This is a genomic window from Pseudomonas sp. CLCA07, assembly GCF_053615335.1.
Genome location: NZ_CM132131.1, coordinates 3193134 through 3213744, shown reverse-complemented (window position 1 = coordinate 3213744; position 20611 = coordinate 3193134). Strand labels below are relative to the sequence as shown.

General features: G+C 58.8%; 23 protein-coding genes and 2 pseudogenes. 14 read left to right on the top strand and 11 right to left on the bottom strand.

All coding sequences use genetic code 11. The features are described 5' to 3' along the window. Both ACWGZX_RS14885 and ACWGZX_RS14880 read right to left on the bottom strand, forming a co-directional pair. Nucleotides 1–648: a dual specificity protein phosphatase family protein gene (locus ACWGZX_RS14885; RefSeq protein WP_452628841.1), complete on the bottom strand. Its 648-nt coding sequence runs from the start codon at nt 646–648 to the stop codon at nt 1–3. Between the two features lie 218 nt (nt 649–866). Next, the gene (locus ACWGZX_RS14880; protein WP_452628840.1) at nt 867–1169 is read right to left on the bottom strand and encodes a hypothetical protein; all 303 of its coding nucleotides are present in this window, start codon (nt 1167–1169) and stop codon (nt 867–869) included. 193 nt (nt 1170–1362) lie between these two features. Here ACWGZX_RS14880 and ACWGZX_RS14875 point away from each other — a divergent pair, with 193 nt between their 5' ends. From ACWGZX_RS14875 to ACWGZX_RS14865, 3 genes and pseudogenes are all read left to right on the top strand, one after another. Further along, a complete protein-coding gene (locus ACWGZX_RS14875; protein ID WP_452628839.1) occupies nt 1363–2421 on the top strand; it encodes a PA0069 family radical SAM protein in 1059 nt (352 codons plus the stop codon). A gap of 243 nt (nt 2422–2664) precedes the next feature. Beyond that, a complete protein-coding gene (locus ACWGZX_RS14870; RefSeq protein ID WP_223520548.1) occupies nt 2665–3396 on the top strand; it encodes a carbonic anhydrase in 732 nt (243 codons plus the stop codon). 51 nt (nt 3397–3447) lie between these two features. Beyond that, a pseudogene (locus ACWGZX_RS14865) lies at nt 3448–3606 on the top strand (SulP family inorganic anion transporter); the annotation flags it as partial. A gap of 271 nt (nt 3607–3877) precedes the next feature. Here the strand turns inward: ACWGZX_RS14865 and ACWGZX_RS14860 are convergent. After that, entirely contained in the window at nt 3878–4528 is a 651-nt protein-coding gene (locus tag ACWGZX_RS14860; protein ID WP_223520550.1) for a hypothetical protein, read from the bottom strand. A 371-nt stretch (nt 4529–4899) separates the two neighbouring features. On the opposite strand from ACWGZX_RS14860, the gene coxB reads away from it, so the two are divergent. The 4 genes from coxB (at nt 4900) to ACWGZX_RS14840 (ending at nt 9304) form a co-directional block, all read left to right on the top strand. After that, on the top strand, nt 4900–6027 hold the full coding sequence (gene coxB / locus ACWGZX_RS14855; RefSeq protein WP_223520552.1) for a cytochrome c oxidase subunit II: 1128 nt from the start codon (nt 4900–4902) through the stop codon (nt 6025–6027). Nucleotides 6028–6109: 82 nt separating this feature from the next. After that, nucleotides 6110–7708: a cytochrome c oxidase subunit I gene (ctaD, locus tag ACWGZX_RS14850; protein ID WP_223520553.1), complete on the top strand. Its 1599-nt coding sequence runs from the start codon at nt 6110–6112 to the stop codon at nt 7706–7708. A 117-nt stretch (nt 7709–7825) separates the two neighbouring features. Beyond that, a complete protein-coding gene (locus ACWGZX_RS14845) occupies nt 7826–8383 on the top strand; it encodes a cytochrome c oxidase assembly protein (RefSeq protein WP_452628838.1) in 558 nt (185 codons plus the stop codon). A gap of 33 nt (nt 8384–8416) precedes the next feature. After that, the gene (locus ACWGZX_RS14840; RefSeq protein ID WP_452628837.1) at nt 8417–9304 is read left to right on the top strand and encodes a cytochrome c oxidase subunit 3; all 888 of its coding nucleotides are present in this window, start codon (nt 8417–8419) and stop codon (nt 9302–9304) included. Nucleotides 9305–9309: 5 nt separating this feature from the next. Here ACWGZX_RS14840 and ACWGZX_RS14835 read toward each other — a convergent pair whose 3' ends face one another. Next, entirely contained in the window at nt 9310–9513 is a 204-nt protein-coding gene (locus ACWGZX_RS14835) for a twin transmembrane helix small protein (protein WP_223520559.1), read from the bottom strand. 70 nt (nt 9514–9583) lie between these two features. On the opposite strand from ACWGZX_RS14835, the gene ACWGZX_RS14830 reads away from it, so the two are divergent. The 5 genes from ACWGZX_RS14830 to ACWGZX_RS14810 are packed head-to-tail and all read left to right on the top strand — an operon-like array spanning nt 9584 to nt 13492. Then, a complete protein-coding gene (locus ACWGZX_RS14830; protein ID WP_452628836.1) occupies nt 9584–10324 on the top strand; it encodes an SURF1 family protein in 741 nt (246 codons plus the stop codon). After that, nucleotides 10290–10883 carry a hypothetical protein gene (locus tag ACWGZX_RS14825; RefSeq protein ID WP_452628835.1) on the top strand — a complete coding sequence of 198 codons (594 nt, stop codon included), beginning with the start codon at nt 10290–10292 and terminating at the stop codon, nt 10881–10883. The genes ACWGZX_RS14830 and ACWGZX_RS14825 overlap by 35 nt, the downstream gene beginning before the upstream one ends. 10 nt (nt 10884–10893) lie before the next feature. Further along, entirely contained in the window at nt 10894–11973 is a 1080-nt protein-coding gene (locus ACWGZX_RS14820; protein ID WP_452628834.1) for a COX15/CtaA family protein, read from the top strand. Continuing rightward, complete coding sequence (gene cyoE / locus ACWGZX_RS14815; RefSeq protein WP_007947928.1) at nt 11961–12860, top strand: heme o synthase; 900 nt, start codon at nt 11961–11963, stop codon at nt 12858–12860. The genes ACWGZX_RS14820 and cyoE overlap by 13 nt, the downstream gene beginning before the upstream one ends. Beyond that, a complete protein-coding gene (locus tag ACWGZX_RS14810) occupies nt 12857–13492 on the top strand; it encodes an SCO family protein (RefSeq protein WP_452628833.1) in 636 nt (211 codons plus the stop codon). The genes cyoE and ACWGZX_RS14810 overlap by 4 nt, the downstream gene beginning before the upstream one ends. 150 nt (nt 13493–13642) lie before the next feature. Here ACWGZX_RS14810 and ACWGZX_RS14805 read toward each other — a convergent pair whose 3' ends face one another. From ACWGZX_RS14805 to ACWGZX_RS14795, 3 genes are read right to left on the bottom strand one after another with little or no spacing between them, the layout of a single operon-like run. Continuing rightward, on the bottom strand, nt 13643–14413 hold the full coding sequence (locus tag ACWGZX_RS14805; protein WP_452628832.1) for a MetQ/NlpA family ABC transporter substrate-binding protein: 771 nt from the start codon (nt 14411–14413) through the stop codon (nt 13643–13645). A 60-nt stretch (nt 14414–14473) separates the two neighbouring features. Beyond that, the gene (locus tag ACWGZX_RS14800) at nt 14474–15148 is read right to left on the bottom strand and encodes a methionine ABC transporter permease (RefSeq protein ID WP_008027679.1); all 675 of its coding nucleotides are present in this window, start codon (nt 15146–15148) and stop codon (nt 14474–14476) included. Further along, nucleotides 15148–16155: a methionine ABC transporter ATP-binding protein gene (locus ACWGZX_RS14795; protein ID WP_452628831.1), complete on the bottom strand. Its 1008-nt coding sequence runs from the start codon at nt 16153–16155 to the stop codon at nt 15148–15150. The genes ACWGZX_RS14800 and ACWGZX_RS14795 overlap by 1 nt, the downstream gene beginning before the upstream one ends. Nucleotides 16156–16473: 318 nt before the next feature. Between ACWGZX_RS14795 and ACWGZX_RS14790 the strand changes: the two are divergent. After that, nucleotides 16474–16668 (top strand): annotated as a pseudogene (locus ACWGZX_RS14790) (hypothetical protein); the annotation flags it as partial. Between the two features lie 105 nt (nt 16669–16773). Here ACWGZX_RS14790 and ACWGZX_RS14785 read toward each other — a convergent pair. The 4 genes from ACWGZX_RS14785 to zur are packed head-to-tail and all read right to left on the bottom strand — an operon-like array spanning nt 16774 to nt 19576. Continuing rightward, the gene (locus ACWGZX_RS14785) at nt 16774–17490 is read right to left on the bottom strand and encodes a PA5502 family lipoprotein (protein WP_452628830.1); all 717 of its coding nucleotides are present in this window, start codon (nt 17488–17490) and stop codon (nt 16774–16776) included. Between the two features lie 37 nt (nt 17491–17527). After that, nucleotides 17528–18316, bottom strand: a complete 789-nt coding sequence (gene znuB / locus ACWGZX_RS14780; RefSeq protein WP_223518914.1) for a zinc ABC transporter permease subunit ZnuB — start codon at nt 18314–18316, stop codon at nt 17528–17530. Further along, the gene (gene znuC / locus ACWGZX_RS14775) at nt 18309–19094 is read right to left on the bottom strand and encodes a zinc ABC transporter ATP-binding protein ZnuC (RefSeq protein ID WP_452628829.1); all 786 of its coding nucleotides are present in this window, start codon (nt 19092–19094) and stop codon (nt 18309–18311) included. The genes znuB and znuC overlap by 8 nt, the downstream gene beginning before the upstream one ends. Continuing rightward, nucleotides 19094–19576, bottom strand: a complete 483-nt coding sequence (gene zur / locus ACWGZX_RS14770; RefSeq protein ID WP_452628828.1) for a zinc uptake transcriptional repressor Zur — start codon at nt 19574–19576, stop codon at nt 19094–19096. Before zur ends, znuC begins: the two co-directional genes overlap by 1 nt. A 66-nt stretch (nt 19577–19642) precedes the next feature. Here zur and ACWGZX_RS14765 point away from each other — a divergent pair, with 66 nt between their 5' ends. Next, the gene (locus ACWGZX_RS14765) at nt 19643–20563 is read left to right on the top strand and encodes a zinc ABC transporter substrate-binding protein (RefSeq protein WP_452628827.1); all 921 of its coding nucleotides are present in this window, start codon (nt 19643–19645) and stop codon (nt 20561–20563) included. Nucleotides 20564–20611: the final 48 nt, after the last annotated feature.

The window sequence follows — 20611 nt, the reverse complement described above, 5'->3', positions numbered from 1 at the left end:
TTACTCAACGTGAGCGGATTTTAACCAGCTCTTCATCGAACAGGTGGCGAACGGGCTGGTGCTGCAATCGCCATTGGCCAACGCGGTGCGAAGTTTGTCGACATCGGCCTGCATCATGTAGCGCACGCCATCCTTGAAATGGGTACTGTCACCAAAGCCGCCCCGAGTCATTTCGTTCAGGGCGTCTTCCTTGCTCCAACCCTGGATCACGACCCGATACATGGCCGCCATCAAGCCCGTGCGATCCGACCCGTGTTTGCAGTGCATCAGCACCGGGCCATGGGACTCGGCAGTCTGAATGGCACGAAGGGCTTTAAGGACATCCTCGTCATCTACGTGATTGGTGCGATAGGGCAACTGGACCTGAGTGATACCCGGCATAGACAACCAGCTTGAATCCGTCTCGGGCAGGAAATTGATGACGGTTTTCACCTTCAGTTTTTCCAGCAACGCAATGACGCCACGGTCAGGCAAGGCGCTGCGGTAAAGCGTCGGGGACATTTGAAAGAGGTTGTATTGCATTTCCACCGGTTGAGCCCATTCCGTCGGACGAGGGGACGTGCTGTCATCCGCATGGACCAGAGTCAGGTTGAAAAATGCGGCCAGTGATATCAGAAACGTCGCAGGGAATAGGCGCAGTCGGGACATGCTCGGGCAACCGTATGGGAATCGGGTGGATAGGTGTCACAGAGCTTCAGCTCCAAGCAGTCAAAGGCCTGTGAGCCTGCTGTCAAAGAAATGTGAATGGAATGGCTTATTCCGGCTTTATTCACAATGCCCATAAGCTTCTATTAAAAAACGACACGGAAAAATGCCGTGTCGTTTATTGCTATCAATACTTATTGATTGCAGGAGTTAAGCTACATTCATGGATTGATAATCTTTGAATAGGCTTTCGCCAATGCAATCAAAACAACTTTGTCTTGCGCATCGATTGCACCATCCCCGTTGACATCAGGTGTGTTGCCCATGGTAAAGGTGATGCCGCCATCGTTGGACACAGCCTCGCGAGTACTGGAGTCCAGCAGAGAGTAGGTGGGCGCACGGTTTTCAGGGTCATAACCCCCTTCCTTTAACGCGAACTGCATGGAAACCCGAACTTCTTTTGGACTAACGATAGAAGGCGCTTGTAGTTGCAAAAATACACCGCGCTGATTGTAGCCAGACATTTATTAAATCCTTTTAATATTGAAAACACGACAACTTCGTGTGAAGCGAAGAATACTGACAAGACCAATAAAAGTGCTACGCGCTTTATGTTTCGCATAATGACGAAACTCACCACTGTCAGGTGCTGAACGGCACTGGTCGATTCCGCCAAACCCGGATACTGTATGCACATACAGCTAAAGGATTTTGTCGATGGCTACGCCCTTGCCACCTCGCGGACGCGGCACCGCCACCAACCCGCACAACCGCTTCGCACCGAATCGTTCGGTGGCCGAGGATGACGGCTGGTATCAGGAAGCACCCGTCACCCAAGGCACCGAGGTGCGTATCGAAACGGCGAAAACCATCATCACCCGCAACAACTCGCCGGACTTGCCCTTTGATCGCTCGATCAATCCCTATCGCGGCTGCGAGCACGGGTGCATTTATTGCTATGCGCGGCCCAGTCACGCCTATTGGGACATGTCGCCGGGGCTGGATTTCGAAACCAGGCTGATCGCCAAGACCAACGCCGCCGATGTGCTGGAAGAACAACTGAGCAAACGTGGCTATCAATGCGCACCAATCAACCTGGGCTCCAACACCGATCCGTATCAGCCCATCGAGCGCGAGCACAAAATCACCCGCAAAACCCTCGAAGTGCTGCTGCGCTACCGTCATCCGGTGACCATCATCACCAAAGGCTCGCTGATTCTTCGTGATCTGGACCTGCTGGCCGAACTCGCCGAGCAACGCCTGGTGGCAGTGATGATCAGCCTTACCTCCCTGGACGACGAACTCAAACGCATCCTCGAACCACGCGCCGCGGCACCCAAGGCCCGGTTGCGGGCGATCCGCGTGATGCGTGAAGCGGGTATTCCGGTTGGCGTGTTGTGCTCGCCGATGATTCCGATGATCAATGACAGCGAACTCGAAAACCTGCTGACAGAGGCTCATGCGGCCGGCGCGCAAAGTGCGGCCTACATGATGCTGCGTCTGCCACTGGAGGTGGCACCGCTGTTCGAAGAATGGCTGGCCGCTCACTATCCCCAGCGTGCCGCTCATGTGCTGAGCCTGATCCGCCAAAGCCGTGGCGGTGAGCTGTATGACAGTCGGTTTGGCGCCCGGATGCGTGGCGAAGGTCCCTTCGCCGACCTGCTGGCGCAACGTTTTGCCAAAACTATCAAACGCCTGGGGCTTAATCGTCGCGAAGGTTTTGATCTGGACTGTGAAGCCTTCTGTCCGCCAGGTCGCCAGATGTCGTTGATTTGAGGACAATTGGCCTAAGGTTGAGTAGTAAGAAACGCATGGCGCCCTCAGGCTGGTCACGTTTTTTGTGACCTGGAACACACGTTCTAGAGCGTTTGATTCAGTTTGAGTTAAGTTACGGCCACTACCTTGTTCATCGAGTGACTGAAGGGTCTGATTTGCGACCTGGATGTTTTTTAAACAGCCACTGGCTTCACATCGGACAAAACGGGTAACTTCCCTGACTCCGCCAATGAGGATGAATACATGAGTGACAAGGATAAACAGCCATCAGCTGCGTCGGCGCAAGCACTCCCCGAGGCGGAAACCGCCGATGCAGCGCTGCAGCATATCGTTGACGGCTTTTTGCATTTTCATCACGAGGTCTTTCCACAGCAGGAAGAACTCTTCAAAAAACTCGCCACGGCCCAGAGCCCCAGAGCGATGTTCATCGCCTGCGCCGACTCGCGCATCGTTCCTGAACTGATCACCCAAAGCGCTCCCGGCGATCTGTTCGTAACCCGTAACGTCGGCAACGTTGTACCGCCTTACGGACAAATGAACGGCGGTGTTTCCACCGCCATCGAGTACGCGGTCCTGGCCCTCGGCGTGCAGCACATCATTATTTGCGGGCACTCCGACTGTGGCGCGATGCGTGCGGTGCTGAACCCGCAAAGCCTGGAAAAAATGCCCACGGTCAAAGCCTGGCTGCGTCACGCCGAAGTGGCGAAAACCATGGTCCAGGAAAACTGCCATTGCGCTGACGAAAACGAAAGCATGCACATCCTCACCGAAGAGAATGTGATCGCTCAGCTACAGCATTTACGCACGCATCCGTCAGTGGCCTCGCGCATGGCCAATGGTCAGCTGTTTATCCATGGTTGGGTCTACAGCATCGAAACCAGCGAAATCAAAGCCTACGACGCGGACCAGGGTTGTTTCCTGCCGCTCGATGGCAGCCATCCGATTCCGGTGGCAACGCCCAAAGCGCGTTTCTAACACCTCCTGAATCCCCGTGTGGTTTAGCCGAGGCTACTGATTCAGTAGCCCGGCTTCGCCATGCTCGGGCCCATCTTGCTGCTGGCGGGGTGTCTGCAATTGGTCGCCGGGCGCTTGAAGCTGGGTTGCTGGTTTCGAGTCACGGCGCCAGCGGTGGTGTACGGCATGCTCGCCGGGATTGGCGTGCTGATCGTGCTGTCGCAGGTGCATGATCGGCCGCCGCGGTGGACCGCATGCACAGCGGCCAGCGTGCCGTTCAATAACCTGAGCTACATCGATCACTCATGTCTTGAGCTGCTTGAGGAATGGGGTCGGGCGAATGCGGCCAAGGGTTCGACACTGCTGATTGAAGTGCGGGGGTTGAAGCGCAGGCTGGAAGGACGGTTGCGGACCACGTCCGGAGTGGGTTCCACCGGTTAAATCGCCTTGTAGGAGCCGGAGAAAGCTCAGCTCCTACAGGGGGATTGTGTTGGGCGGTGGATCAAGCCGCCGGCTGATCCAGCTCCAGGCCTACGCCCAAGCGGCGAGACATGCACGGCCAGCGCTTCCACGCGGCGCCGGTGTCCGGGCTATTGAGTTTCTCACGGTAGGCTTCCACTGATTCCAGCGCAAAACTCTCTTCGTTGAGCATCTCGTCGATGGCGTGATGCACCGCTTCGTCCAGTTGGTTGGCAAATTCCTCACCGATCAATTGGTGAGCAATCAGGTTGGCGACAGTCATGTCCAAGGGGATCAGTGGCTGGCCAAAATGTTTGATGTACAGGTCGTTGACCTCTTCTACAAAGCGGTGCGCCAGGTAGGCTTCGTCCAGCAGGCTGTCCAAACCGACATGCCCGGCCATGATTGCCGGAGGCTGGAGGAAATACTGCTCGGCGATTTTCAGCACCGGTTTGATTTGCGATTCGATACCCGCTTCCCTGGCGACTTCATTGGCTGCGTCCAGCAGATCGGGAACCTCCTCGATGTAGGCGTACACAAAACGCGTCAGTACGCCATTGGCATCGGCCTCCGGCAATTGAATAGCTGGGTGAAGGTGAGGCAGTTTGGTCTGCAGCTGACGTGTCAGCAGGCCGGTTTCTGTTTCGTGTTGTTGGGCTTTTTGGATCTGCTCGCGCAATGCGGCGGTGTTCATGAAAACTCCAGGAAACAACGGCAATGAAATAGGGAAGACATAACTTAGCTGCCTTATGAAAAATGCTAAGACGCATTTGTCATAATTGTTTCATCCCTGAGACGCCTCCGTTATATCGGTTTGCCACCTCTCGTCTGCATCCTTCTCCATTCCTGCCCTTGAACGCAAGTCCCAGCTGTTTCAGATCATTTACGCCTTCACATTGCGAGGTAGCAGTCGCTGTCTATACTCGGGTGGGAATGGAGTTAGCTGATGACGCCCGACTGCACACGCAGCAAGGCTCGGCGATTCAAGTTCGTAGTCTGAAAAAGCCGCTCCCTTGCCGCAGGTGAAAGCCGGCGGGATAACAAGAACGATAAGGGGAACCCGCAATGATGCGACATCCACACGTCTGGATGGGCCTCCTGTTGTGGTCGATTTTCAGTCAGGCGCAAGCCGCCTGGACTGTGAATATGGCGCCAGGAGCGACTGAAATCAGTCACGCAGTATTTGACCTGCACATGACCATTTTCTGGATCTGTGTAGTGATCGGCATCATCGTCTTCGGCGCCATGTTCTGGTCGATGATTCTGCACCGCCGCTCTACCGGGCAGGTGGCCGCAAAATTTCATGAAAGCACCACCGTTGAAATCCTCTGGACCATCGTGCCCTTCCTGATCCTGGTGGCCATGGCGGTGCCCGCGACGGCAACCCTGATCAAGATGTATGACGCCAGCGAGCCGGATATCGACATCCAGGTCACCGGCTATCAGTGGAAGTGGCACTACAAATACCTGGGCCAGGATGTTGAGTTCTTCAGCAACCTGAACACCCCCGCCGACCAGATCCACAACAAGGAAACCAAGGGCGAGCACTATTTGCTTGAGGTCGACAAGCCGCTGGTGCTGCCGATCGGCGCGAAGGTGCGCTTCCTGGTGACCTCCGCCGACGTCATCCACTCCTGGTGGGTGCCGGCCTTCGCGGTCAAGCGCGATGCGATCCCGGGGTTCGTCAACGAAGCCTGGACCCGCGTCGACAAGCCCGGCATCTACCGTGGCCAGTGCGCCGAGTTGTGCGGCAAGGACCACGGTTTCATGCCGATTGTGGTTGAGGTCAAGGAAAAGGCCGATTACGAAAAGTGGCTCGCCCAAAGCAAGGCTGAAGCCCAGCAACTCAAAGAGCTGACCAGCAAGGAATGGACCCTCGACGAGCTCAAGGAGCGCGGCGACAAGGTCTATCACACCACTTGCGTGGCCTGTCACCAGGCCGAAGGCCAGGGCTTGCCGCCGATGTTCCCGGCACTCAAGGGCTCGAAAATCGCTACCGGACCGATCAAGGATCACCTGAGCATTGTCTTCCACGGCAAGCCCGGCACCGCCATGGCGGCGTTTGGCAAGCAGCTCTCGGAAGTCGATATAGCGGCGGTCGTGACCTACGAGCGTAATGCCTGGGGTAACAACAAGGGCGACATGGTCACGCCTAAAGAAGTGCTGGAGCTGAAACAGGCGGAAAGCAAATGACCCGGTCTATTGCGTACTTGAGGAACGGGTCGGGGCTACATGCTCCGGCCTGCCCAGCCCACCTGTTTGCAGGAGACAGGACATGACTGCTGTCATCGATGAACATGTTCATACCGCCACCGACCACACTCATGTCCACGGTCCCGCCAAAGGCCTGATGCGTTGGGTGTTGACTACCAACCATAAAGACATCGGCACGCTGTACCTGTGGTTTGCGTTCTCCATGTTCTTGCTGGGGGGCTCGTTCGCGATGGTGATTCGCGCCGAGCTGTTCCAGCCGGGACTGCAAATCGTCCAGCCGGAATTCTTCAACCAGATGACCACCATGCACGGTCTGGTGATGGTGTTCGGTGCGGTGATGCCGGCGTTCGTCGGCCTCGCCAACTGGATGATCCCATTGATGATCGGTGCGCCGGACATGGCGTTGCCACGGATGAACAACTTCAGCTTCTGGCTGCTGCCGGCGGCGTTCCTCCTGTTGGTGTCGACCCTGTTCACCCCCGGTGGTGGTCCGAACTTCGGCTGGACGTTCTACGCCCCGCTGTCGACGACCTACGCACCGGAAAGCGTGACGTTCTTCATCTTCGCCATCCACTTGATGGGGATCAGTTCGATCATGGGCGCGATCAACGTGATCGCAACCATCCTCAACCTGCGCGCCCCCGGCATGACGTTGATGAAAATGCCGCTGTTCGTCTGGACCTGGCTGATCACCGCGTTCCTGCTGATCGCGGTGATGCCGGTACTGGCCGGGTGCGTGACGATGATGCTGATGGACATCCACTTCGGCACCAGCTTCTTCAGTGCCGCCGGTGGCGGTGACCCGGTGCTGTTCCAGCACGTGTTCTGGTTCTTCGGTCACCCCGAGGTGTACATCATGATCCTGCCGGCCTTCGGTGCCGTCAGCTCGATCATTCCGACCTTTTCGCGTAAACCGCTCTTCGGCTACACCTCGATGGTGTATGCGACGGCGAGTATCGCGTTCCTGTCGTTCATCGTCTGGGCGCACCACATGTTTGTGGTCGGCATTCCACTGGTGGGCGAGCTGTTCTTCATGTACGCGACACTGCTGATCGCGGTGCCAACCGGGGTGAAGGTGTTCAACTGGGCCAGCACCATGTGGCAAGGCTCGCTGACCTTCGAGACACCGATGCTGTTTGCGGTGGCGTTCGTGATCCTGTTCTCCATCGGCGGCTTCTCCGGGTTGATGCTCGCCATCGCTCCGGCAGACTTCCAGTACCAGGACACCTACTTCGTGGTCGCGCACTTCCACTATGTACTGGTGCCAGGGGCGATTTTCGGGATCTTCGCCTCGGCCTATTACTGGATGCCGAAATGGACCGGCCACATGTACGACGAAACCCTCGGCAAGCTGCACTTCTGGCTCTCGTTCATCGGCATGAACATGGCGTTCTTCCCGATGCACTTCGTGGGTCTGGCGGGCATGCCACGGCGGATTCCGGACTACAACCTGCAATTCGCCGACTTCAACATGGTCTCCTCGATTGGCGCATTCATGTTCGGTGCTACGCAGATCTTCTTCCTGTTCATCGTGATCAAGACCATTCGCGGCGGCCCGCCAGCACCGGCCAAACCGTGGGATGGGGCTGAAGGCCTGGAGTGGAGCATTCCGTCACCGGCGCCGTATCACACCTTCACCACGCCGCCGGAAGTGAAATGAAACGCCTCGGTCCTGTAGGAGCCGGCTTGCCGGCGAAGATTTCCATGCGGTGTGCCAGACACACCGCCTTCGCCGGCAAGCCGGCTCCTACAGGGTTATGCGTAAGGGTTAGAAATCATGGCTGATTCGATTTCAATGAAGAAACTGGTCACCCGCCTGCTGCTGGTGGTGGCGGCGATGTTTGTCTTCGGGTTTGCCCTGGTGCCGATCTACGACGTGATGTGCAAGGCCTTCGGCATTAACGGCAAAACCGCCGGGCAGTACGAGGGTGAGCAAACGGTCGACACTTCGCGACAAGTGCGCGTGCAGTTCCTGTCGACCAACACTGCTGACATGCCCTGGGATTTCTATCCCAAGAGCGAGGAGTTGACCGCCAATCCAGGCGCCGTGAACGAGATGATTTTCATCGCGCACAACCCGACCGATAAGCCGATGAGCGCCCAGGCCGTGCCAAGCATCGCGCCAAGCGCAGCGGCGGCGTACTTCCACAAGACCGAATGTTTTTGTTTTACCCAGCAAGTGCTGCAGCCCGGTCAACGGATCGAGATGCCGGTACGTTTCATCGTTGACCGTGACATGCCCAAGGATGTGAAGCACCTGACGCTGTCCTACACGCTGTTCGATATCACCGCACGTCATCCACCCGTGGCGGTTGCCGCCAACACCGGTGGCTAGGCGCTAATGCGTGCCCGATAAGGAGAACAATAAATGGCAACTCATGAACACTATTACGTACCGGCCCAGAGCAAATGGCCGATCATCGCCACGGTCGGCATGCTCACCACCGTGTTCGGCCTGGCCACCTGGTTCAACGATCTGAAAGCCGCGCGGCCAGAATCCCACGGCCCGCTGATCTTTTTCGTCGGCGGACTGTTGCTGGCCTACATGCTGTTCGGCTGGTTCGGGACGGTGATCAAGGAAAGTCGCGGCGGGTTGTACAGCGCTCAGATGGACCGCTCGTTCCGCTGGGGCATGAGCTGGTTCATCTTCTCTGAGGTGATGTTCTTCATTGCCTTCTTCGGTGCGCTGTTTTATGTACGCCAAGTCTCTGGCCCGGCCCTCGGCGGCGAAGGTGCCAAGGGCATCGCGCACATGCTGTGGCCGACCTTCGAGTGGACCTGGCCGCTGCTGAACAACCCTGATTCGAAACTGTTTCCACCGCCCAAGGAAGTCATCAGCCCGTGGGGTTTGCCGCTGCTCAACACCGTGCTGTTGGTGAGTTCCAGCGTGACCGTGACCATCGCCCACCACGCGCTGAAAAAAGGCCATCGCGGCGCGCTGAAACTCTGGCTGGCGCTTACCGTATTGCTGGGCTGCGCATTTCTCACCTTCCAGGCTGAAGAATACATGCACGCTTACCGCGAACTGGGCCTGACCCTCGGTTCCGGCATCTACGGTGCGACGTTCTTCATGCTCACCGGTTTCCACGGCGCCCACGTGACCATCGGCACGATCATCCTGTTTGTGATGTTGATGCGGATCATGCGCGGGCACTTCGATAACGAGAACCAGTTCGGCTTCGAGGCGGCGACCTGGTACTGGCACTTCGTGGACGTGGTGTGGATCGGTTTGTTCGTTTTCGTCTACGTGCTCTGAGCACTTTACCAAGGTGCAGAAGAGACCAACTGGCCGCTGAAAAAACCCCAGGCGATCAAGCCGACGGTGGCGGCGGCCAACGCAACACGAACACTCAAGGCAATGACGAGGCGATTCGAGCTGCTGTCGTCCTTGACCAGAAAAAACAGGCCGCTGAACAGGCTGACAACCGTGGCAATCAGCATCAGGACGATGGCTGCTTTGAGCATGGTGAGACTCCGGGGGAATGGCGATGCACTTAAGTATAGCTATCGCGAATACCGACTTTTTGGCCACGCCATGAAGCGCTTTCGGCCAGGCATCTTGCCGACACTGGTGGTCGCCCTATTGCTGCCGCTGCTGGTGTCGCTCGGGTTCTGGCAACTGAGCCGGGGCGCGGAGAAAAGCGCGCGGCTGCAAAGCTACACCGAGCGCCGTGCCGCCGAACCAATGGCCAGCACCGAGCTGCAACACACCGAGGATCCGGCCTTCCGCCGCGTTCGTCTGCACGGCCAGTTCGATGCCGCGCATAGCGTGCTGCTGGACAACCGTCAGCGTAACGGCAAGGTCGGCGTTGAGCTGCTGCAACCGTTTCAGGACCCGGCGACCGGGCTCTGGTTGCTGGTCAATCGCGGTTGGCTGCCATGGCCGGACCGACGCACACAGCCACAGTTCACCACACCCAAAGAGGTCTTGAGTCTCGACGCCTGGGTCTACGTATCCCCCGGTACTACCTTCCAGTTGCATGCCGACCCGAGTACCACAACCTGGCCTGAGTTGGTTACCGCCGTTGAGCCTTCGAAGCTCTGGGCGGCGCTGGGCCGAGAAGGGTTTGCCTACGAATTACGTGCAGAAAATGGTCCGGCGACTTACCAGGCCGATTGGCCAGTAGTCGCCATGGGCCCGGAAAAACACATCGCTTATGCCGTGCAGTGGTTCGCCATGTCGATCGCCCTGTTCGGCCTCTATCTCTATCTCGGCTGGCACAACGCAAAGGAGAAACACCATGGGAGCGGCCATGAATCCACCCAGCATGTCTAAGGCGAAAACGCCGGTGAGTCGGCGCAAGGGTCGCTTGCAGCTACTGCTGATCCTGCTCGGGGTGATCGGTCCGATGATCCTCGCCACCGGCATGTACAAATTGCAGTTCTGGGTGCCGGAGGGTCGCAGCTATCACGGTGAACTGATCGGCAACGGCCAGACCCGCGCCGATCTCGGTGTGCAGGCACAAGAGGATCGCTGGCAGCTGCTGGTGACCGCACCGAAAGATTGCTCGGTGGATTGCCAGCAACTGGTGTACCTGGCGCGGCAGATCCAGATCGGCCTTGGCCGTGATGCCGGGCGCGCCAGTCATGCCTTGGCCGCGGCACAACCGCTGAGCGGTGAATACGACGCCAAGCTGACTCGCGAGTATCCTCAATTGCAACGCTACCCAATGGACCTGACCGCCTTCAGCAAGACGACTGGCGACAAAACTGTGCCGCAACTGTGGATCATCGACCCTCACGGCAATCTGGTGCTGCGCTACGACCCGACGGTGAAGGGTAAGGATCTGCTCAACGACCTGCGTCATCTGCTGAAACTGTCGAACATCGGATAAGGGCATCGTCATGGCCAAACCTGGATTTCGCCTCGCGCTGTTTGCCACCTTGCTGGCACTGATTGTGGTGTTGCTCGGCGCTTACACCCGCCTGACCCACGCCGGCCTCGGCTGCCCGGACTGGCCGGGTTGCTATGGCTTTATCAGCGTGCCGAAAAGCGACGTCCAATTGGCCCATGCCGAACTGCATTTTCCCGACGCTCCCGTCGAAGCCCATAAGGGCTGGAACGAGATGGTTCACCGCTACTTCGCCGGCACGCTGGGGCTGTTGATCTCGGTGCTGGCGGGGCGCGCCTGGGTCTATCGTCGTCATCCGGGACAACCGGTGAAGTTGCCGTTGTTTCTGCTGGCCGTGGTGTTCGCCCAAGCCGCGTTCGGCATGTGGACGGTGACGCTCAAGCTCTGGCCGCAGGTGGTGACCGGACATTTACTCGGTGGTTTTGCGACGTTGAGCCTGCTGTTTTTGCTGACGTTGCGATTGTCCGGCGTGTTGCCGGCGCTGACCGTGCCACGGCGTTTGCAGTATTGGGCGACCGCCGGGTTGCTGCTGGTGATCCTGCAAATTGCCTTGGGTGGCTGGGTCAGTTCCAACTACGCAGCGGTGGCCTGCATCGACTTCCCCACCTGCCACGGTCAATGGCTGCCACCGGCTGATTTCGCCAACGGCTTTCACCTGACCCAACACATCGGCCCCAATTACCTCGGCGGGCAACTGGACAGCGATGCCCGCACCGCGATTCATCTGACTCACCGCATCGGCGCTTTGCTGGTGACCCTGGTTTTGTTGGGGCTGGCCTGGCAACTGAAGGTGGTCGGCATGACACGCTTGGCGGGGCTGGTGCTGATCGCGCTCGCCGCACAAATCACCCTCGGTATCAGCAACGTGCTGTTCCACCTGCCGCTGCCGGTGGCCGTCGCCCACAACGCCGGCGGTGCGGCACTGTTGCTGACGATGGTGCTGGTCAATTATCACGCGCGAACCAGTCTGGTTCGGGTCAAGCAGCAATCCCCTGCGCGCTGGCGCTTCAGCCCGCGTAAACACTCGGCCGGGCCCATAACAATAAAAGGAGAGATGCCATGGCGACGCTGATCGGCGAACGTCACAGTCAGGCAATCTGGCGTGACTATCTGGAGCTGACCAAGCCGAAAGTGGTGGTGCTGATGCTCATCACCTCGCTGGTCGGTATGTTCCTGGCGACGCGCGCCGGGGTGCCGTGGACGGTGCTGGTGTTCGGCAATCTGGGGATTGCTTTGTGTGCCGGCGGTGCGGCGGCGGTCAACCATGTGGTGGACCGGCGCATTGATGCGGTCATGGCTCGCACGCACAAACGTCCGTTGGCCGAAGGCCGGGTATCACCGGCGGCGGCGCTGACGTTTGCCTTGGTATTGGCGGTGCTGGGCCAGGCCGTGCTGCTCGCTTTCACCAACCCGCTGACTGCCTGGTTGACCCTGGCTTCGCTGCTCGGATACGCGGTGGTCTACACCGGTTTCCTGAAACGCGCGACTCCGCAGAACATCGTCATCGGCGGCCTGGCCGGGGCGGCACCACCGCTGCTCGGCTGGACCGCCGCCACCGGCCACGTCAGCGCCGAACCACTGTTGCTGGTGCTGATCATCTTCGCCTGGACCCCACCACACTTCTGGGCCTTGGCGATTCACCGCAAAGAGGAATACGCCAAGGCTGACATCCCGATGCTGCCAGTGACCCATGGCGAGCACTACACCAAGGTTCACATCCTGCTTTATACCTTCGCGTTGCTGGCCGTCAGCCTGATGCCCTACGTGATCCACATGAGTGGCATGCTCTACCTGATTTGCGCGCTGGGGCTGGGCGCAAGGTTTCTCCAATGGGCCGTGGTGCTGTACCGTGGCACTCGGCCGCACGCGGCGATCAACACGTTCAAGTACTCTATTTACTACTTGTTCCTGCTGTTTATCGCGCTGCTCGTAGACCACTACTTACTGTTGAACCTATGACTCGAACCCAGAAAACCGTCTTCATTCTCGTCGCCCTGATCGCACTGGTCCTGGGCCTGACCATCAACAAAGTGCTGTCCGGTAAAGGCCAGGGCGACCCGACGGCACTGATCGACGCGGGCATCATCTTGCTGCCGCAAAGCCGCAACCTGCCGGACGTGAAGATGACCGATCAGGACGGCAACCCGGTGACGGTCAATCAGCTGAAGGACAAGTGGAGCTTACTGTTCTTCGGCTACACCTTCTGCCCGGACATCTGCCCGACCACCCTAGCCCAGTTGCGTCAGATCAAGAGCGAACTGCCACCGGAGGCGGCGGCCAAGTTGCAGATCATCCTGGTCAGCATCGACCCGAACCGCGATACGCCGAAGCAACTCAAGCAGTACCTGGGCTACTTCGATCCGCAGTTCAAAGGCCTGACCGCTTCCTCGGTTGATGACATTCAGACGCTGGCCAACGCGGTGAGCATTCCGTTTATTCCGGCGGACACCAGCAAGGCCAATTACACGGTGGATCACAGCGGCAACCTGGCGGTGATCGGGCCGGACGGAACGCAGCGCGGGTTTATCCGGGGGCCGCTGAACAACGCTAAATTGGTGGCGCAGTTGCCGGTGATGCTTAACCGCAAATAAGCGACATAAACCCCTGTAGGAGCCCGGCTTGCCGGCGATGGCGATCTCACGGACGCCATCGCCGGCAAGCCGGGCTCCTACAGGGGTCGATGTTTCAGGCATAAAAAAATGGGGCGCATTCGATGCGCCCCATTTTTTTAAAGCTTCAGATCAGAACGCCGGCAATACCGCGCCTTTGTACTTCTCGAGGATGAAGGCTTTGACTTCCGGGCTGTGCAGCGCAGCAACCAGTTTCTTCATCGCTTCGCTGTCCTTGTCGTCCGGGCGGGCCACGAGGATGTTCACGTACGGCGAGTCGTTGCCTTCGATGACCAGCGCATCCTTGGCCGGATCAAGCTTGGCTTCCAGCGCGTAGTTGGTGTTGATCAGCGCCAGGTCGACCTGGGTCAGCACGCGCGGGATGGTCGCGGCTTCCAGTTCACGGAATTTCAGATCCTTGGAGTTCTCGGTGATGTCCTTCACGGTCGACAGGATGTTGTTCGAATCCTTCAACTTGATCAGGCCTGCCTTCGCCAGCAGCAACAGCGCACGGCCACCGTTGGTGGCGTCGTTCGGGATCACCACATTGGCGCCGCCCGGCAACTCGGTCAGCGCTTTGTACTTGCTGGAGTAAGCGCCCAGCGGCTCAAGGTGAACACCGGCAACAGCGACCAGATTGGTGCCCTTGGCCTTGTTGAACTCATCGAGGTACGGCTGGTGCTGGAAGAAGTTGGCGTCCAGACGTTTTTCCGCCACCTGCACGTTCGGCTGAATGTAGTCGGTGAAGACTTTGACCTTCAGGTCCACGCCTTCTTTGGCCAGGGCCGGTTTCACGAATTCGAGGATTTCTGCGTGCGGGACCGGGGTGGCCGCGACCGTCAGGGTGTCGGCGTGGGCGGAAAAAGCCGCCACAGCAGCAAACGCGACGAGTAGTTTTTTCATTCAGCTAACTCCATATGAGGCGCCCGTTTGGCGCCTGCCAGCGAATGGCCGGCTCATGTCTTACTTACGAGAAAAATGGACAACCAATTTGTCGCCAACGGTTTGCAGCACTTGAACCAGCACCAGCAGCAACACCACCGTCACGACCATCACATCCGTCTGGAAACGCTGGTATCCAAATCGGATCGCCAGGTCGCCAAGACCGCCAGCGCCGACCACACCGGCCATTGCCGTGTAGGACACCAGTGTAATTGCCGTCACCGTAATCGCTGCAAAAATGCCCGGACGCGCTTCTGGCAACAAGGCATTGGTGATGATCTGACGCGTCGTCGCGCCCATGGCCTGGGTCGCTTCAATGATGCCGCGATCCACTTCACGTAGCGCGGTTTCCACCAGTCGGGCGAAGAACGGCGTAGCACCCACCACCAACGGCGGGATCGCACCGGCGACACCCAGCGAGGTACCGGTGATCAGCACGGTGAACGGAATCATCACGATCAACAGGATGATGAAGGGCAGCGAACGCAGGATGTTCACCACCAGCGACAGCATCGCGTAGACGCCTTTGGCTTCCAGCAACTGACGCGGGCTGCACAGGAACAGCAGCACACCCAGCGGCAAGCCGAGCAACACGGTGAACAACAACGAACCGCCGAGCATCAGCAGCGTGTCGCCGGTGGCCAGCCAGATTTCGAACCAGTCGATATTGGCGAAGAACGTGGTCAGGGCTTCCATCAGCGCAGCACCTCCATGTGGACGTCAGCCGCGGTGAAGCGGGCAAACGCCGCCTCCATGTCGCCACCGGTGACAGCCAGGGTCAATTGCCCGTAGGGGATGTCTTTGATGCGGTCGATACGACCGGCCAGGATGCTGTAGTCCACACCGGTTTCCCGGGCGACGGTGCCCAGCAACGGCGCGTAGGTCGCGTCGCCCTGGAAGGTCAGACGCACGATGCGGCCCGGCACGTGAGCGAAGTCATCGCGCTGTTCGCTTTCGTCGATCTGCTCGTCTTCTTGCACAAAGCGCTTGGTGGTCGGGTGTTTCGGATGCAGGAACACCTGGGCCACCGAACCTTGCTCGACGATCACACCGGCGTCCATTACCGCTACCTGGTCGCAAACGCGGCGGATCACGTCCATTTCGTGGGTGATCAGGACGATGGTCAGCTTCAGCTCGCGGTTAATCTCGGCCAACAATTGCAGAACCGACGCAGTGGTCTGCGGGTCCAGGGCGCTGGTGGCTTCGTCGCACAGCAGGATTTTCGGCTTGGTCGCCAAGGCGCGGGCAATGCCGACACGCTGCTTCTGGCCACCGGACAACTGCGCCGGGTACTTCTTGGCGTGGTCGGACAAACCCACCCGCGCCAGCAATTCGGCCACGCGCAGGTCGATCTCGCTGCGCGACAGTTCGCCGGCGAGGGTCAGCGGCAACGCGACGTTATCCGCGACCGTCTTCGACGCCAGCAGGTTGAAGTGCTGGAAAATCATCCCGACTTGCTGACGGAAGCGCCGCAGGCTGTTGGCATCCAGTGCAGTGACTTCTTCGCCGTCGACGATGATCTTGCCACCGCTGGAGTTCTCCAGGCGATTGATCAGACGCAGCAGGGTACTTTTTCCCGCACCGGAATGACCTATCAGGCCGAAGACCTGACCGTTCTCAATCGTCAGACTGGTCGGATGCAGGGCGGGAATATCCTTACCGGCGACGCGGTAGGTTTTGTGGACGTTTTGAAACTCGATCACGTAGCGAACCTTGTGGGGCGCGTTAGAAAAGGATCAGCGGTTAGCCGGGCGCGCATTTTAGCCTGTCCGTATAGAGGTTATTAGCATTTATTCCGCATTCATCCTTCGATTTGGCAATAACGCGATCAAAGGTCATAAAAAAGGAACGGCTAAAAACTCCATCAGTCACTAATAAGGCAACTCGACTACGCCCCGGTGCCGTACCTGGGGAATGCACAAGAATCCTGGCTACGGCGGGAATCGCAACGAGGAGTTTAGACGGATGAGTATCAAGAGGCCTGCCCCCACCAAAAGCGCATTGGCCGGTACCGGCACCCGCTGGAGGCCTATAAGCACTTGAAGGCGATTGCGCTGCATGACGAGGCGAAGCAGTTGCTGGATGTGTTGAAGCTGGAGGCTGATGCGGGGTTGATCATGGGGACGGATGCGAAGCTGATCAAGCCGTTTTTTGTGGCGATCGGACGGCATCGGGTTTGGGATCGGGAGCCTAAGGCCAAAGCGATTCCGGCCTAAAGGACTGTGGTGCTAGATAAGACGCCATCGCGGGCAAGCAGGCTCCCACATTTGATTTGTGTCGATCACATAACCCCTGTGGGAGCGAGCCTGCTCGCGATGCTTTTAAGACTTGCGAGGACTCAGAACCATCTGCGCCGGAACGTTGCGCAAGATCTGTTTTTCCAGCTTCAGATCAAAATCCGCATCCAGCTTCGTCACCCGTTTGGTCAGCAACGTCGACAGCCAGGGATAATCATCGGTGCGCGGGACCTGAATGCTCACGTCGCAGTTAAAATTCACCACATCGGCGGCGATGGCATCGAGTTGGCGACGAAGTTTCGCCATATCGGTGAGATTCAACGCAACGGTGGTGCTTTCGGCAGTTGGATCAATCACCTTCGCGTGGGGCTGGGCTTCAGCGGCTTGAAGATCGGCTTCCGCTTTATCCAGTTCGGCTTTGCGGGCAGTAACAATAGCGTTGTTCACCCCGCCAGTCAGCGCCGGGGCTTTCGGCATCAGGGCCCGGGCACGACTCAACGCGGTGGCGGCGGCATTCACATCGCCTTTTTGCAACACGATTTGGCTACGGCGCAGATACGCCTCGGCCAGTTGCCGCTGGTATTGCTCAAGGGTTGGATCGTTGGGTGACTGTGCCTGCAAGGCGGCCAGTTGATCTTCGGCGGTGGCCAACTCGCTGCTGGCGAGGCTTTGTTCCAGCTGCGCGATAGCCGTAGCCCGAGACTCAGAGGCCTCTGGGGCCGCCGGTGGCGTGCTTTGGCAGGCGCCCAGCAGCAAAGAAAATGCGACAAGGAGCAGATAACGGGAGGCGAACAACTTCATTCCTGCGACTCTCTATTTGCGCAAAAAACGAGCAAGTCTACACCCCTCGACGGGGCAGGACAAAACTCAGCAGAAACAGTGCGGCAGCCGTCACAACAATAGAGGGGCCCGCCGGTGTGTCCTTGAACCACGACAATGCCAAACCGCCACAGACCGCGAGCATGCCCAGCAGGCTCGCGCCCAGTGCCATCTGCTCCGGTGACCGGGCGTGACGTTGTGCTGCAGCCGCCGGGATGATCAACAGCGACGTAATCAGCAATACGCCGACGATTTTCATCGCGACAGCAATCACCACGGCGATCAAGAGCATCAGGGTCAGACGCAACGACGCCACCGGCAATCCTTCGACCCTGGCCAACTCTTCATGCACAGTGATGGCCAGCATTGGCCTCCACAACGTCACCAGCAACGCCAATACGGCCGCGCTGCCACCCAGGATCCAGGCCAGATCGGTCGGGCTGATCGCCAGCAAGTCGCCGAACAGATACGCCATCAGGTCGATCCGCACTTCGTGCATGAAGCTTAGTACCACCAGGCCCAGGGAGAGCGTGCTCGGAGCGAGAATTCCCAAAAGCGTGTCAGACGCCAGCGGTTGGCGTTGTTGCAACGTCACCAGCAACACCGCCAACAGCAAGCAGCCAACGGTCACCGCAACGGTCGGGCTGACATCCAGCAAGAATCCCAGCGCTACGCCGAGCAAGGCCGCGTGGGACAAGGTGTCGCCGAAATAGGCCATGCGCCGCCAGACCACGAACGAGCCCAACGGGCCCGCCACCAGCGCCAAAGCCAAACCTGCAAGCAGGGCGTAGAGCAGAAAATCAGCCATGCTTGCAACTATCTCCGTGAACGTGGGGTTGAGCCGCCGAGGCCGCAGTGACCACCGAGCCATGCAGATCATGGGCGTGGTCGTGATGGTGGTGATAAATCGCCAGGCTTTGGGCGTTCTTGCCGAACAGCTCGACGAATGCAGGATCGCCGCTGACTTGCTCAGGATGCCCGGAGCAGCAGACGTGGCGGTTGAGGCAAACCACTTGGTCGGTGGTGCTCATGACCAGGTGCAGATCGTGGGAAACCATCAGCACGCCGCAACCGTGACGGTCGCGCAGTCGCGTAATCAGGTTGTAAAGTTCAGCCTGGCCCGCCACGTCGACGCCTTGCACCGGCTCGTCGAGCACCAGCAATTCCGGTTCGCGCAGCAGCGCCCGGGCCAGCAGCACGCGCTGCATTTCACCGCCGGAAACACTTTGTACCGGGCTGTCGATCACCTGTTCGGCACCAACCTCCTTGAGTGCCGCCAACGCCATCACGCGGTCCACACCCGGCACCAGCCGCAAAAAGCGCAGCACCGACAGCGGCAGCGTCGGATCGACGTGAAGTTTTTGCGGCATGTAACCCACGCGCAGTTTCGGCTTGCGCCAGACGCTGCCGCTGGTTGGCTTCAGCAGACCGAGCACCGCGCGCACCAGCGTGGTCTTGCCGGCACCGTTAGGGCCGATCAGGGTGACGATCTGCCCCGGCTCGACGCTCAGCTCGATGTTATCCAGCACACTTTGCCCGGCAAACGTGACAGCAACCTGCTCGAGACGGATCAGCGCGTTGCTCATCAAGCCCCCTGGCAGCCCGAACAGAGACCGACCACTTCAACGGTCTGGCCTTCGACTACAAAACCGACATCCTTGGCACTCATCACAATCGCGTCACTGATGGACTTCTGTTCGAGCTCAATGGCGGCGTGGCATTCGCGGCAAATCAGGAACTGCCCCTGGTGGGCGTGCCCCGGATGATTGCAGCCGACGAAGGCGTTGAGCGAGGAAATGCGGTGCACGAGGACGTTTTCCAGGAGGAAATCCAGTGCGCGGTACACCGTCGGCGGTGCGGCGCGACGGCCATCCTGCTCACTGAGCACCGCGAGAATGTCGTAGGCACCCAACGGTTTGTGGCTTTGCCACACCAATTCCAGCACTCGCCGGCGCAACGCGGTCAGACGCAGTCCCTGACGTGCGCACAAGGCATCCGCCTCAGACAATGCGCTATGCACGCAATGAGAGTGGTCGTGGGGACGGCTGGCAATCGGTGTTTTAGGCATGAGCGGCGACGAGTTTTGTGAGAGACGTTATTATGTTACTCGTTCTCGCCTCTTCGAGTGGTCATCGTGTCCCGACTTTTTTCTATTTTTGTCGCATTTATCGCAAGTTTTTTGCTGATCGGTTTGGCGCATGCCGAAGTCAAAGTCCTCACCAGCATCAAACCCCTGCAGTTGATTGCCGCTGCGGTGCAGGATGGCGTGGCGGTTCCGGAAGTGTTGCTGCCACCTGGCACTTCGCCGCATAGCTATGCCTTGCGCCCTTCCGACGTACGAAAGGTGCAATCGGTCGATCTGGTGTACTGGATCGGGCCGGACATGGAAGGCTTCCTGCCGCGCGTGCTGAATGGTCGTACGCTGCCGAGCGTCGCCGTGCAGGATTTGCCGGGGCTGAAATTGCGTCGCTTCGCCAAAGACAGTCACTCCCACGCCGAAGATGCTGATGAGCATGACCACGATCATCGCCCTGGCAGTCTGGACGCGCATTTGTGGTTGTCACCGGTTAATGCCCGAGTGATCGCTGCAAAAATGGCCGCCGACCTAAGCGCTGCCGACCCGGACAATGCGCCGCGCTATCAGAGCAACCTCAAAGCGTTCAATGAGCGACTGGACACGCTGGACCAGCGCTTGAAGGCGCGGCTGGCGGGGATCGCAGATAAGCCGTACTTCGTGTTCCACGAAGCCTTCGACTACTTCGAAGACGCCTATGGCCTTAAGCATACTGGCGTATTCAGCGTCGCCGCCGAAGTACAGCCCGGTGCCCAGCACGTCGCGGCGATGCGCGCGCGGTTGCAGGAAGTCGGCAAGACGTGCGTGTTCAGTGAGCCGCCATTACGTCCGCGCCTGGCGGAAACGTTAGTAACGGGTCTGCCGGTGAAACTGGCGGAACTGGATGCGCTGGGCGGATATACGCCGGCGACCGCTCAGGGGTATGAGCAGGTGCTGGAGAAGTTGGGGAATGATTTGGCGGGGTGTCTGGAGTCGCTGTAACCAACACAGAACTGTGGCGAGGGGGCTTGCCCCCGTTGCAGTGCGAAG